Source organism: Streptomyces kanasensis, from assembly GCF_043077165.1.
Classification (GTDB): Bacteria; Actinomycetota; Actinomycetes; order Streptomycetales; family Streptomycetaceae; genus Streptomyces; species Streptomyces changanensis.
The window spans coordinates 444,429-457,718 of the sequence record NZ_JBIBSF010000001.1 but is presented as its reverse complement, the minus strand read 5'-3'; the positions used below and the strand labels follow the sequence as shown (position 1 = coordinate 457,718).

At 76.1% G+C, this 13,290-nt stretch carries 13 protein-coding genes and 1 pseudogene; 8 read left to right on the top strand and 6 right to left on the bottom strand.

The annotated features are described in order from the left end of the window. The first annotated feature begins 210 nt into the window (after positions 1–210). Positions 211–1,320 carry an acyl-CoA desaturase gene (locus tag ACF053_RS01985; RefSeq protein WP_391951982.1) on the top strand — a complete coding sequence of 370 codons (1,110 nt, stop codon included), beginning with the start codon at positions 211–213 and terminating at the stop codon, positions 1,318–1,320. Positions 1,321–1,501: 181 nt separating this feature from the next. Here the strand turns inward: ACF053_RS01985 and ACF053_RS01980 are convergent, their stop codons facing one another. From ACF053_RS01980 to ACF053_RS01970, 3 genes are all read right to left on the bottom strand, one after another. Beyond that, on the bottom strand, positions 1,502–2,446 hold the full coding sequence (locus ACF053_RS01980; protein WP_391951981.1) for a hypothetical protein: 945 nt from the start codon (positions 2,444–2,446) through the stop codon (positions 1,502–1,504). A 227-nt stretch (positions 2,447–2,673) separates the two neighbouring features. Beyond that, positions 2,674–3,012, bottom strand: a complete 339-nt coding sequence (locus tag ACF053_RS01975; RefSeq protein WP_391951980.1) for a hypothetical protein — start codon at positions 3,010–3,012, stop codon at positions 2,674–2,676. A 109-nt stretch (positions 3,013–3,121) separates the two neighbouring features. Then, positions 3,122–3,721: a class I SAM-dependent methyltransferase gene (locus ACF053_RS01970; protein ID WP_391951979.1), complete on the bottom strand. Its 600-nt coding sequence runs from the start codon at positions 3,719–3,721 to the stop codon at positions 3,122–3,124. 476 nt (positions 3,722–4,197) lie between these two features. On the opposite strand from ACF053_RS01970, the pseudogene ACF053_RS01965 reads away from it, so the two are divergent. The 4 genes and pseudogenes from ACF053_RS01965 to ACF053_RS01950 form a co-directional block, all read left to right on the top strand. Then, a pseudogene (locus ACF053_RS01965) lies at positions 4,198–4,650 on the top strand (DUF742 domain-containing protein); the annotation flags it as partial. Then, positions 4,634–5,215, top strand: coding sequence for a GTP-binding protein (locus ACF053_RS01960; protein ID WP_391951978.1), 582 nt, complete (start codon positions 4,634–4,636; stop codon positions 5,213–5,215). The pseudogene ACF053_RS01965 and the gene ACF053_RS01960, both read left to right, overlap by 17 nt. Positions 5,216–5,314: 99 nt before the next feature. Further along, a complete protein-coding gene (locus tag ACF053_RS01955; protein ID WP_391951977.1) occupies positions 5,315–5,722 on the top strand; it encodes a roadblock/LC7 domain-containing protein in 408 nt (135 codons plus the stop codon). Between the two features lie 51 nt (positions 5,723–5,773). Beyond that, the gene (locus ACF053_RS01950) at positions 5,774–7,258 is read left to right on the top strand and encodes a DUF6397 family protein (RefSeq protein WP_391951976.1); all 1,485 of its coding nucleotides are present in this window, start codon (positions 5,774–5,776) and stop codon (positions 7,256–7,258) included. Here the strand turns inward: ACF053_RS01950 and ACF053_RS01945 are convergent. Beyond that, positions 7,255–8,301, bottom strand: a complete 1,047-nt coding sequence (locus ACF053_RS01945) for a phosphatidylinositol-specific phospholipase C domain-containing protein (protein WP_391951975.1) — start codon at positions 8,299–8,301, stop codon at positions 7,255–7,257. The genes ACF053_RS01950 and ACF053_RS01945 overlap by 4 nt on opposite strands. A 231-nt stretch (positions 8,302–8,532) precedes the next feature. On the opposite strand from ACF053_RS01945, the gene ACF053_RS01940 reads away from it, so the two are divergent. Continuing rightward, positions 8,533–10,080 (top strand): ATP-dependent DNA ligase, encoded by a 1,548-nt coding sequence (locus tag ACF053_RS01940; protein ID WP_391951974.1) that lies wholly within the window; start codon positions 8,533–8,535, stop codon positions 10,078–10,080. Here the strand turns inward: ACF053_RS01940 and ACF053_RS01935 are convergent. After that, a complete protein-coding gene (locus ACF053_RS01935; RefSeq protein ID WP_391951973.1) occupies positions 10,062–10,460 on the bottom strand; it encodes a DUF6328 family protein in 399 nt (132 codons plus the stop codon). The two genes, ACF053_RS01940 and ACF053_RS01935, sit on opposite strands and share 19 nt — an antisense overlap. A gap of 1,015 nt (positions 10,461–11,475) precedes the next feature. On the opposite strand from ACF053_RS01935, the gene ACF053_RS01930 reads away from it, so the two are divergent. Further along, on the top strand, positions 11,476–12,144 hold the full coding sequence (locus ACF053_RS01930; protein WP_391951972.1) for an HAD family hydrolase: 669 nt from the start codon (positions 11,476–11,478) through the stop codon (positions 12,142–12,144). Positions 12,145–12,192: 48 nt separating this feature from the next. Here ACF053_RS01930 and ACF053_RS01925 read toward each other — a convergent pair whose 3' ends face one another. Next, positions 12,193–12,516 (bottom strand): plasmid stabilization protein, encoded by a 324-nt coding sequence (locus ACF053_RS01925; RefSeq protein WP_391951971.1) that lies wholly within the window; start codon positions 12,514–12,516, stop codon positions 12,193–12,195. A gap of 181 nt (positions 12,517–12,697) precedes the next feature. On the opposite strand from ACF053_RS01925, the gene ACF053_RS01920 reads away from it, so the two are divergent. Further along, positions 12,698–13,102, top strand: a complete 405-nt coding sequence (locus ACF053_RS01920; protein ID WP_391951970.1) for a hypothetical protein — start codon at positions 12,698–12,700, stop codon at positions 13,100–13,102. The last annotated feature ends 188 nt before the right edge of the window (positions 13,103–13,290 follow it).

Here is a 13,290-nt window from a genome sequence, read left to right as displayed (position 1 = left end):
GAAACGGTGCCGCCACGGCTGCCACCGGGCATCGGGGGCGGGGGAGGGCGGCCCCCCTCCGGGTCGGGTGCTGTCCCCATGGTCCGGCGCCGCATGCCGCCCATACGTTCGTAGGGCGCCGCCGCCGCGACCCGATCCACGCCCGCGATCCGCGCCCACCGCACCCACCCGCCCCGCGCCGACACCTCGGCAGACAGACCGGAGACCGCCATGCCGCAACTCACCGCCGCCCCAGCGGAGCGCACCCCGTCCCCGCCCGCCCCGCGGGTCCCGGACGAGGCCGCGCCGCGGACCCCGGGCCCCGTGCGCCGGGGCGGCAGCGAGTTCAGCCCCCTGCTCCGGGTCGTGCGGGAGCAGGGACTGCTGGAACGCCGGACCGGCTGGTACGCCCTCCGCATCGCCGCCAACCTCGCCGGGCTCGCCGCCGTCGGCGCCGCCCTCGCCGTTCTCGGTGGCTCCGCCTGGAGCCTGCTGCTCGCCGTCCCGCTGGCCGTGCTCTCGGCGCGTACCGCGTTCGTCGCCCACGACGCCGGCCACGCCCAGATCGCCGCCCGCCGCCGTACCAACCACCTGCTGCAGCTCCTCCACGCCAACCTCCTCCTCGGCATGAGCCAGGAGTGGTGGAACGACAAGCACAACCGCCACCACGCGCACCCCAACCACGTCGACAAGGACCCCGACGTCGCCCCGGACGTGCTGGTCTTCAACCACCACCAGGCGGTGGGCCGCACCGGACCTCGCGGCTGGTTGACGCGGCACCAGGCGTGGCTGTTCTTCCCCCTCACCACGCTGGAGGGGTTCGCGCTCAAGGCGTACGGCTTCCGGGCGCTGTTCTCGTCGGACGGCCCGCGCCGCACGCGCGGTGAGCGCGCCGTCGAGGGCGGGCTCCTCCTCGCCCACGTCGCGGGGTACGCGGCGCTGCTGCTCGCCACGATGCCCCCCGGCCGGGCCCTGCTCTTCGCGCTGCTCCACCAGATGCTGCTGGGCCTGCACCTGGGTCTCGCCTTCGCGCCCAACCACAAGGGCATGGCGGTACCCGGCGACGACGAGCGCTGGGGCCATCTGCGCCGACAGGTCCTGACCTCGCGGAACATCCGCGGGAGCGCCCTGACGGACTGGCTGCTGGGCGGCCTCAACTACCAGATCGAGCACCACCTCTTCCCCAGCATGCCGAGGCCCCACCTCCGGCTCGCCCAGCCGCTGGTACGCGCCCACTGCCGGAGCCTGGGCATCCCCTACGCGGAGACCGGCGCGGTCGACTCCTACCGCCAGGCCCTCGGCCACCTGCACGCCGTCGGCGAGCCACTGCGCACCGCCTGACGGCCCGGCTCGCCCGACCCGACCGGCCCGGCCCGATCCGCGCCGGCCCGATCCGGCCCGGCGCGGCCCGACCAGCAACTCGGCGCGGCGCGTGCCTGCCTGCCTGTCGACGGGGGCCGCACCCGACCGAGGGCCGGGCCGCGGGGACGGCGGGGCGACTCCGGGTACTCAGCCGGATCGCTCACCCGGGACGGACGGCCATGGCGTCGAGCCCGGCGAGGAGGCCCGGCAGCTGCGGGCCCCGGCCCACGGGCAGCACTTCACCGGGGTACTCGTCGAGCAGGAGGAACGCGATGTCGTCGGTCCGGGCGATCAGCGACCACCCGGGTCCGTCCGCCCGCAGCGTCCGTGCGCCGCCGGGTGCGAACGTCGACCGCACCCGCCCGGGCGGCGGCGGATCCTCCAGGTAGCCGCGCGCCTCGTCCAGGACGCGCCGTACGGCCGCGTACGGACCCCCGCCGCCACCGTCGGGCCCCGCCGCGTCCGCGCGCGGTCCTTCCGTCCCTGCGCCACGGTCCCCTCCCGTGGGGCCGTCCGCCCTGCCGTTCCCCCCGGTCCCGGTGGGATCGGCCGCCGGGGCGAAGTCGTCCCCGCCCAGTTGCTCGCGCCAGGCCGCCCACTGCAGGGCTATCTCGTCCGCGCCGAGCCGCCGCTGCGCGGGACCCCAGACCGAGTCGTCGGGCGGTGCGAGCGGCGGCGGGTCACCGGGCTCCGGCCGCGGGTCGTGCGGAGCGGGGACCCCGGGAGCGCGGACGGTGAGGGCGAGCGGCCACCCCGGCAGCGCCGCGACGACGCTGTCCTCGCCCGGTGACAGGTCGTACTCCATTCCGCAGTCCCACGCGGCGATCGCGACGGCGACCAGGGAGACGTCGTCCACGGCGACCGTCCAGCGCGCCCCCTCGCCGTCCTGCCCCAGCACCAGCCCGTAGCCCTCCGCGTACGGCTCCAGCCCCAGGGCGCGGCACGCCTGCGGGTAGTCGTCGCCGAGGACGCTGGGGAACTGCGCCGGGGTGAGCAGCACGGCGGTCAGCACGTACAGGTGGTCGTCCGCGCCGCCCGCCGCCGCGGCGGATCCGTCCGTCCGTCCCGCCGGGGCGCCCGCTTCCTCGTCCGTCGTCCCGGTCACGGCGGCCTCCGTCCTCCAGTAGCAGCCCCGTAGCGATCCCGCGTCCCGTCGGAAGGGGCCCGGTCGGCGCACCCTAACCAGTGAGTAACCCGGCCGTCGAGAGGAAGGGAAGGAGACGTACGGCGCACCCGGTGAGCGGCGGGCGGGCGGGTGGCCGGTGGGCGGGGAGGCAGGCGCGGGAGCGCGGTGCCGGTACGCGGGCGTGCGGAGGCGGCGGGCGTCGGCGTTCAGGGCGTCGGCAGGCCCAGGAGGGAGCGGGTCACCGTCTCGGGCGACTCGTCCCGCTCCCGGGCGAGGGCTATCACCGCACGGCAGGCCAGTTCGCCGACTCCGAACGACAGGGCCTCCGGCGACACCCAGCCGCTCGCCTCGTCCATGGCGTCCTCGTCGTCCTCGGCGCACGCCGCCACGTACACGGCCGCCGCCTCGAAGATGTTGTGCTGCCGCTTCCGCGTCGCACCCGTACCGCTCGTACCGTCCGCCGCGCCCGCGCCACCGGACGCCGGCGCGCCCCGCCTCCCGGCCCGCGCGGCCGACGGGAGGAGCGTACGCAGCCTGCTGAACATGGGGCCCGCCTTCCCGCGCGGCGCCGCCGTCCGCCGCGCCCGTCCGTGAACCTCCAACGTAAGCTCACGGCCGCCGCGGCAGAAGAGGGCCCCGCGCCGGGCGGGAGGGTCAGTCCGTCCGCTCGGCAAGCACCAGGAAGCGGGCGTCCTCGTCGACGTACGAGAGCGTCCGCCAGCCGGAACCGGCGAGCAGCGGACGCAGATTGTGCTCCGCGCGCAGGTCGTCCTGGGTGAGCGGGCGCCCGTGGCGCGCGGCCAGCGCGGCCCGGCCGACCGGGTGGAACAGCGCGAGCCGCCCGCCGGGCCGCACCGCCCTCGCCAGCTCCCGCAGGTCATCGGCGGGCATGGCCAGGTGCGAGACGAGACCGGCACCGAACACCGCGTCCAGGGCCCCGTCCCGCAGCGGGAGCCGGCCCACGTCCCCCAGGAGCAGCGCGGCGCTGCCGTCCCGGCCCTCCCGCACCGCCTCCCGCAGCATCGCGGGCGTCAGGTCCAGGCCGAGGACCGTCCCCGAGGGACCGACCGCCTCCCGCAGCGCGGGGAGCGCGCGGCCGGTGCCGCAGCCGGCGTCCAGCACGGCGTCACCCGGACGGAGACCGAGGTCGGCGACGGCCGCCGCGTAGGCCGGGCCGTCGTCCGGGAAGCGACGCTCCCAGTCGGCCGCCCGAGGGGTGAAGAACTCCTGCACCTGCCTGTGGTCGTCGTCCATGCGCCCATGATCCCGTACCGGATGACGCAGCCGAATACCTTCCCGACGCAGCGGCCGTGCGGGGCGTTCGGCGCACTCGTTCGGACAGGAGCGGTCCTCCATGGGTGTGATCCCGTCATGTTCCGTCAGATCCGGTCCGTGCGCCGGACATGCGCCCCCGCAGGGCTACGGTCCCGGACCCATGGAGCCACCGGATTTCGCCACGCCTCGGCGACCTCCGGGCGGCAGCGCGACCCACCCACCCGCCGCGGCGACGGAGGACAAGCGTGAGCGACCCCGAGAGACCCGCCGCCCGGCGCCGCACCCCGGGCATCCCCCTCGACGGCGCCCCGGGCCACCGCCCCGACCGCCCGCCGGGCACCCCGCTGCCGCACGGCGTGTCCCTGCCGCCGGGCACCCCACCCGCGGCGACCGATCCACGGTTGCCGGGAGCCCCACGGAAGGTGACCGATCCGCTGGTGCCCGGCACTCCGCCGGTGCCGGTCGGTCCGCCTACACCGGCTGCCCCGCCCCCACCCGCCGACCCGCCACCGCGGGGCGGCCGCTGGTACGACACCGACGCCGGCCCTCTCGTACGCCCGTACGCGCTGACGGGCGCCCCCGCCGAACCGCCCGGCGGACCTCCCGTCGGCCCGACAGCCGGCCCCGATCTCGTCGCCCTGGTGGCCGCCGTGAGCGAACCGCCCTCGGAGGGGGCCGGAGAACATCTGCCGGGCCCCCGGCGCCGCACCCTCCTCGCCCTCTGCCGCGCCGGCACGAGGTCCGTCGCCGACCCGGGCGCCGGCGCGGGCCTGCCGGTCGGCGCCGTCCGGGTACTCCTCGGCGACCTCGCCGGGGCGGGGCTCGTCACCGTCCACCGTCCCGGCCGGGTCGTGCGCCCGCCCGACGAGCACACCCTGGGAGAAGTGATCGATGGCCTCCGCACACTCCGACCTCCTGCCCCTGAAGATCCTCGTCACCGGGGGCCTCGGCGCCGGCAAGACCACCCTCGTCGGGGCGGTCAGCGAGATCCGGCCGCTGCGCACCGAGCAACCGTCCACCGGGGCGTGGCCGGACGGGGAAGGCCCCGGAGGAGCGGGGGAGCGGAGGACCACGACGCTCGTCATGGACTTCGGCCGCATCACCCTCCGTCCCGGTCTCTCCCTCCACCTCTTCGGCACACCCGGGCATGACCGCGGCGCGTTCCTGTGGGAGTTGTCGCGGGGCGCCCTGGGGGCCGTCGTCCTCACCGACACCCGCCGCCTCCAGGACTGCTTCCCGGCCGTGGACCACCTGGAGCGCCGGGGCGTCCCGTTCCTCGTCGCCGTCAACTGCTTCCCCGGTGCCCGCTCCCACGGCGCCCATGACGTCGCGGCCGCGCTCGACCTCGACCGCGGCACTCCGGTGGTCCTGTGCGATGCCCGCGACCGCGACTCGGGCAAGGAGGTCCTCGTCCGGCTCGTGGAGCACGCGGCCCGCGTCCACACCGCCCGGTTCCTCGACCCCGTGCCGTGACCCGGTGGCCTGGAGGGTGCTTGCCGGGCCCTCCGCGGTGGGTAAGGCTTACGCGGGAACGGGGAAAAACGGGGACATGCGGAACGGGGAGGACCGGGCATGGCGCTCGAGAAGGAACTCGACTGGCTCCTGGACGACTTGACCAAGCGCGTCGCGCACATACGGCACGCCCTCGTCCTGTCGAGCGACGGGCTCGTGACCGCCGTCAGCAGCGATCTGGTCCGGGAGGACGCCGAGCACCTCGCCGCGGTCGCCTCGGGCCTGCACAGCCTCGCGCGCGGAGCCGGACGCCACTTCCGGGTGGGCGGCGCCCGCCAGACCATGGTCGAGTTCGACGACGCGTTGCTCTTCGTGACGGCCGCGGGGGAGGGCAGCTGCCTCTGCGTGCTCAGCACGGCCGAGGCGGACGTCGGCCACGTCGCGTACGAGATGACCCTCATGGTGAACCGCGTCGGTGAACACCTCTCCGTGGCCACCCGCCGCCCCGGAGCCCGCGACATCCCCTGACGGCCGCCCCCGAGCACGTCCGCGGACGGTTTTCCACAGGCACGGCGCAGCATGCTCCCCCGTACTAACCTCGTCACCGAGAGTAATCGGCGAACGGGGGGCGCGATGCGGGACGACCGGGCGGTAGGCGGCGGGCGGGACGGAGACACCGTCACCGGCGGGCGGGCGGCTCGTGAACTGGGGCTGGGGCGGGGCGAGATGGCGGCGGCGGTCGACCTGGGCCTGGTCCGCTCCGTCGCGGCAGCGGGAGGGGGCCGCCCCCGGGTGGCGTGGGAGGAGATCGACCGGCTGCGCGCCGAGCCGGACTTCCCGGACGGGTTGCACGACCGGGTCGGCACGGCGGGCACGGCGCGCGCGGCGGAGATGGCCGACATCTCACCCGACCGCTTCACGAGACTGGCGAGAACAGGCCATGTCACACCGATTGCCTTCCGCCTCAACCGTTACCGCGCGGTCGTCTGGCTCTACCTGGCCCGCGAGGTACGGCAGTTGACGGAGAAGCACCCGCAGCTGCTCACCGGTCGCGCGCCGCGGGACCTGACGGACCGGCTCCGAGCCGGGGAGGACGCCCGGCCGTGCGGGTGGCGGGCCCGACGCCTGCGGCTGCTGGTGGCGCGGGCGTCGGACGCGTGGGCGGTGGCGGCGGCCGTCGCCTCGTTCCTGGAGGCGGAGCGGCTGGCCGAGGTGGTCCCCGACCCGTCCGAGCGGGCCCGTCTCGACCGGCTCCGCCCGCCGCCACCGTACGGCCACCCGGAAGTGCCGTCCGCCCGCGCCGTCGCCGACCGGCTGCTCCTCGCCGAGCATCCGCACGAAGGGGACCGGCTCCGCCTCGCCCTGGCGGAGGCTCTCCAGGCGGCGCGAGGCTCGACCCCGCGCTCCTCCACCCCGATCCCGGCCCTGACCCGGCCCCTGGTCCTTCACGACCCGACGGTCACCCCGGCCCGGCGCCCGGGCCCTGACCTCCGTCGCGCCCCGACTCCGCCATCGGCGGCACACGGCACGGCGACCGCCCCGGCCCCCGCCCCGGGCTCGGGTGCGGAGCCCGCCTGGGCCGCGGCCCCCGGAACAGGCACAGGGCCCGACTCGCCCCCCGGCCCTGGCCCCGGCCCCGGCTCAAGTCCCGACCCCGACCCGATTGCCGATCCGGGATCCGACTCCGGTTCCGGTCCGGGCGTGGGACCGAACCCCGGCCGAGTACCCGGCCTCGGCTCCGGCCCTGGCTCCGGCCGTGGCCCCGACCCGGGCGACCACTGCGGCCCGCCCCCCGGGGCACGGACTGTCGCCGCTCGGCCCGGAGCGCGGAACGGGACACCCCTCGGGATGCCGCCCGGGACACCGCTTGGGTCGCAGACCGGGACTCCGCCCGGCATGCCGCCCGGACCGTCGTCGGGGGCGGTGGTGGGCGGCCACCTCCGTCGTCGGCGGCCGGCACCGCCAGGGCCGGCGGGCCGCCGCCCCGGTCGGTTGCGGGAGGCGTTGCGGGCACGGTTCGGCCGGGGGCGGTCGCGAGCGGTCTCGGGCCCGCCGAGCGGCTAGCCGGCGGCGCGCGGGACGACCGACGACAGCACCGCCGGCAGCGGGTACCAGTCGGACGACACCACGCTCGCGTGGCGCCCGGACAGCAGGCCGATCCGGTCGCGGGCCTGGGCCTCGGTCGGGCGGACGCCGTCGATCGCCGGGGCCACGCCGTGCGCGTCCGTCATGACGACCAGGTAGTTCCGCCGCGCGTACCAGGACGTGTCCACCGAACCGCTCGCGTACACCGACGCGTCCCCGTCGAAGACGACGAACCACGGCCGCAGCGCGGCGTCCGCGTACCGCTCACGTGGGTCGCCGGACTGCGCCCGGTGTACGGCCGGGAAGGCCCCGGCCTCCCGCAGCCGCCCGGCCGCCGCCAGGTCGCGCAGGTGCGTGGCGTACTCGCGGTCCGTCCACAGGGAGTCGGCCGGGTTGTCCTCCTCCACCGTGCCGGGGATCAGCTCGACGACGAACTTGCCGGCCATCCGGTCGCGGGACGGCCACCCGTCGGCACGGACGGCCGTGTCGAGGTCGACGTGCCCGCGGACCACGTCGGCGGGCCGGAACAGGGCATCGCCCAGCCGGGCGGTCAGCAGCGCGTCCAGCGCGGCCGGCCCCCGTCCGAGGCGGCCCGCGAACCCGTCCTTCAACTCGATCTTCAGCAGTACGGGCCGGTGCCCCGGATGGGCGTCGTGCCAGGCGCGTATGTCGGCGAGGCAGCCGCCGAGGTCCTGGTTGCGGTCCTTCGTGCGCAGCTCGCCGGCGTGCGCGGCGTTCTCGCAGTTGTTGTCGTTCCCGAGAGGATTGCTGTGCGACACCCTCCACGACCGGCCGAACGTGTTCGTCCACACGTCCAGCTCCAGCATTCCCGCCCCCGAGTCGAGCGCGTCCGCGAAGTAACGGAACTTGCCCTTCTCGTACGCGTTGTGCACCCCGACCGACGTCGACGCGCCGTACGACAACTGCCCCGCGTCCACGGCCGAGGCCGGGCCGGGACCCGCGCCCAGTACCAGCATCCCCGCCGCCACGGCCGCCCCGGCGGTGCGCGCCAATGTCCCCATGTCGTCCCCTGCTTCCTGATCGGACCGGTCGAAGTCCGCCGAAGCGTAGGGGAGTTGTGTGAAGGAGGGGAGGCCCGCGGCTTGACTCGCCGCCACGCGCCGGAGTCACCCGGGCGACGACCACCGTGCCGCACCGTCCGCCGCGCACCATGCCCGCGCGCGGGACGCCCCGCCCGCCTCCCGTACGCCCTCCCGCGTGCGGGAGGCGGGCGGGGCGGGCACCATGGCCGCATGCTGCTGGCCCGAATCGCCGACGTGTCCGACCAGGTCGCCGCCACCTCGGCGCGCTCGCGGAAGATCGCCGTCCTGGCCGACCTGTTCTCCGCGACCCCGCCCGCGGAGGCGCCGCTCGTCATCGCCTACCTCGCGGGCCGCCTGCCCCAGGGCCGCATCGGCGTCGGCTGGAGTACCCTGAGGGATCCGGTCCCGGCCGCCGGGCACGCCACGCTCACCATCGCCGACACCGACGCCGCGTTCACCGCGCTCGCCGAGGTCGCCGGCCCGGGGTCGCAGGGCGAGCGGCAGCGGCTCGTGCACGGGCTGATGGCCGCCGCCACCGCCCCCGAGCAGCGGTTCCTGCTGCGTCTCCTCACCGGCGAGGTGCGCCAGGGAGCGCTGGACGCCATCGCCCTGGAAGGAGTCGCCCGGGCCGCCCACGCCCCCGCCGCCGACGTGCGCCGCGCCGTGATGCTCGACGGGTCCCTGCCCCGCGTCGCCACGGCCCTCCTCGCCGAGGGCCCGACCGCGCTGGAGAGGTACCGGCTGCGCGTCGGCACTCCGGTGCAGCCGATGCTCGCGCACACCGCGAAGGGCGTCGCCGACGCGCTCGCCGCGCTCGGCCCCTGCGCCGTGGAGGAGAAGCTCGACGGCATCCGCGTCCAGGTGCACCGCTCCGGCGAGGACGTGCGGATCTACACCCGTTCCCTCGAGGAGATCACCGACCGGCTGCCGGAGGTGAGGGAGGCCGCCCGGGCCATCGCCGGTGACGCCCTCGTCCTGGACGGCGAGGTCATCGCTCTCGACGGACAGGGCCGGCCCGTGCCGTTCCAGGAGACGGCCTCGCGCGTCGGGTCACGCGTCGACGTGGCCGCGGCCGCGGCCGCCCGGCCCGTGTCGCCGGTCTTCTTCGACGTCCTCGCCGCCGACGGAGCCGTCCTCCTCGACCTGCCCGGCCGGGACCGGCACGCCGAGCTCGCCCGCCTCGTCCCCGAACCGATGAGGGTGCGGCGCACCGTCGTCACCGACCCGGCCGACCCGGGCCAGCGTGCCGCGGCCGAGGCGTTCTTCGCCGACACCCTCGCGCGCGGCCACGAAGGCGTCCTGGTCAAGGCGCTCGACGCGCCCTACAGCGCGGGCCGCCGCGGCCGGTCCTGGCTCAAGGTGAAACCGGTGCACACCCTCGACCTGGTCGTCCTCGCCGCCGAGTGGGGGCACGGCCGGCGCACCGGCCTGCTGTCCAACCTGCACCTCGGCGCCCGTGCCGCCGACGGGACGTTCGTGATGCTCGGCAAGACCTTCAAGGGCCTCACGGACACCATGCTGAGTTGGCAGACCGACCGGCTGCGCGAACTGGCCGTCGACGACGACGGGACGACCGTGCGCGTACGACCCGAGCTGGTCGTCGAGATCGCCTACGACGGCCTCCAGCGCTCCTCGCGCTACCCGGCCGGCATCACCCTGCGCTTCGCCCGCGTCCTGCGCCACCGGCCCGACAAGCCGGCGGCGCAGGCCGACACCGTCGACCGGATCCTGGCCGGTCCTCAGTCCCCGGTCGTGTAGCGGTGCCGCGCCCAGGCGGGCAGCACGAACCAGCACAGCAGGTACCAGGCCGCCACCCCCGCCACCAGCCACGGTACGAACGAGTCGTGCGTCGCCACCCGCAGCACCAGGAAGAGCGCCGACACCATCGTCGCCAGCAGCAGCACCAGACCCACGAAGGTCAGCCGTGACGCCCACACCACGGCGTGCGGTTTGAGCCGGCGCCCGGAGACGATCCGGTGGAACGACACCGGTCCGATCAGGGCTCCCGTCGCCGCCGCGCCGAGGACCACCGTGGTGATGTAGACGGCGCGGTCGAGGTCGGGCAGATCGGCGAAGCGCGGGGTGAAGACCACGGTCAGCAGGAAGCCGAAGAGGATCTGCACACCCGTCTGTGCCACCCGTATCTCCTGGACCAGCTCGACCCAGCGCCGGTCGGCCCGCTCCTCGGGCGTCTCGCGCCGACCGTGCCCCCGGTCGGCCTCCTGTCCGCCCCGCCGCCGGCCGTGCGCATGTTCCGGCCCCGCGCGTCCGACCTGTCGGGGTGTCGCGTACTCCGGTGTCCTCGGACCGCCGGGGCCGTCCGACCCGTCCGCCGCGTCCGCTCCGCCCGTGTCGCCACGCTCACTGCCACGCATGCCGGCCTCCCGACGTTGGTCCGCCAGTCCTTTGGTAACTCTCCGGGCGCGCCGAATCCACCCCTGGAGGGTTCGAAAATCCCGCCGGGCTCGCGGACCCTCGTACGACGGGGCTTCTCGCCGCCCCGACCGGGCCGCGCTACGGCACCGGGAGGACGCGCGCCGGGTGTCGCGCGCCCGGAGCGTGACCGCTGCCCGACCCACGGCGATGCTCGTACCACCGTCCGGGACGCCCCCGGGCCCCAGCGCCGAAGGGAGCCCGGCCCGATGCGTCCCCCGTCCCCCCTCGAACCACCTGCGTGCCCCTCGAACCTCCCCGCGCCGCCCCCTCACCCACGCATCGCCGGCCCTCACCGGCGCCGCCCCGCACGCCCCTCAGCCCTCCGCGCCCCCGGCCCCGCGCGCTCCTCGCCCCGCGCGCTCCTCGCCCCGCGCGCTCCTCGCCCCGCGCGCTCCTCGCCCCGCGCGCTCCTCGCCCCGCGCGCTCCTCGCCCCGTTCCGCGGAGGGTCGCGAGCGGGCCCCCGGCTGTTGGCCGACAGGGTGCGGCAGCACGCGGGCCGGCGCGTCCGGCCCGCGTCACGGCGCCATGCCGACGGCGGTGGTCTGCGGCGGGCGTGTACGCGCGGTCGCCGGGCATCCGGATCTGCGTCGTGTTCCCGGCCCTCGTCAGCCCGGCCCCCGTCGGGCGTGTGTCCTGCCGCCCCCCGACCCCGCCGGGCCTGGGGCGGGGCGCCCGTGCCAGGAAGACGCCAGAGCCACCGCACCGAAAGGAACCCCATGACCCGCGCCGCCGTGTTCGACGTCGACGGAACCCTCGCCGACACCAACCACCTGCACGTCACCACCTGGTGGGAGGCGTTCCGTCAGGCAGGCCACCAGGTCCCGATGCACGCCGTCCACCGTGCCGTGGGCCTCGGGGCGGAGGACCTGGTCGAACACCTCCTCGACCCGGACCGGGACAGGAGCGGGGACGCGGCCGTCACCGCCGCGCACACCGCCCTGTACGGCACCTACTCCGACCGGCTGCCCGCGTTCCGGGACGCCGGCCGCCTCCTTCAGACCCTCGCGGAACGCGGCTGGACCGTCGTCCTCGCCACCTCCGCCGGGGGCGCGGAGCTCGACGCCCTGCTGCGGGCCATCGACGCGGGTGACGCCGTCACCGCCGTCGCGAGCGCCGACGACACTGAGGCGGGCAAGCCCGCGCCCGATCCGGTGCGGCACGCGCTGCGGCTGGCCGGGGCCGGGGCCGAAGGGTCGGTGTTCGTCGGCGACACGGTGTGGGACATGAAGGCCGGCACCCGTGCGGGCGTCACCTGCGTGGGCGTGCTGTGCGGGGGCATCCCTCGGGCGGACCTCACCGACGCGGGCGCCACCGCGATCTACGCCGACCCCGCCGACCTCCTCGCCCACCTGGACGACAGCCCGTTCGGCGGGGCCGCCTCGTGAGGCCGTCCGCCGGTCCGGTGTGAGGCCGTCCGCCGGTCCGGCGCCGGGTCACTTCCCGAGCTTGCGCTGCAGCTCCGACTTGTTCATGGAGGACCGGCCCGGGATGTCGCGCTTCCTGGCCTCCGCGTACAGCTGGTCGTACGTGGGGCCCTGGGCGCCGCTGTGCGAGCGCTGACCGCCGCGCTTCGACGAGGACATGTCCTTCGTCGACGTCTTGCTCGCGGTCTTGGACTCGCCGCTGCGGGCCCGCTCCTTGTTGACGGTCCGCGCGGCGATCTCCTCGGCGCGCTTCTCGCTCTCGCCGCGGTCGCGCGCGCTGTCCTTGATGTGCTCGTACTGGCGTTCACGCTTCGGGCTGGAACCTGCGGGCATGGCCCTTCCTTTCCTCGGTGTCCCCCCGTCATCCCCACCCTGGTACCAGGCGGCCACCCCCGCAAACACACGGTGGCCACCCGCGCGAGGCCAAGAGTGGCAGCCCGGCGTCATCCGTGGCGGTATGGGGAAGACGGGTACTCGTCCCGCAGCACCCGACGGAAGGACGTGGTGAACGAAGATGGCAAGCGACCAGGGCAGGGGCACGGGGGCCGGGGCCGCCGGGGGCCACCCCGCGGACTGCGACGTGACCGTCCAGCTCAGCGACTGCGGCCGCGCCGAGGCAGAGGCGATCTTCGGCGTACTGGACCAGGTCTTCGCCGGTTGTGAGGACGTGGCGCCGGCGGCGGCGGGTTCCGGACCGGAGCCGACCGTGTGGATGGCCACGTTCGACAGCTCCGCGCACTCGGGCGACCCCTCCGACACGCCGCGGCTCGACGCCCCGGTGGAGGCCCTGCTGACCGGGGACAGCCACGCGGTGGACGAGGTGGTGAAGGTCCTCGGCAGGCTCTTCGAGGTGCGCTCCACGCAGGACGTGTCCGGAGAGCACGAACGGGAGTCGCGCCTCCTGCTCGCCTCACGCTGACGGGGCTGACCGCGCTGCCTCGCTGACGCACTGACCGGCGACGCGCCGGCAGAGAACCGCGCGCAGTCGGAAAACCCCCCGGCCGCGGGGGGGGGGGGGGGGCGCGGCCGGCCGGGGGCCCCCCCCCCGCGCCCCGGGCCGGGGCGCGGGGGCGGGGCCGGGGGGCCGCGCCGGCGGCCGCGCCCGCG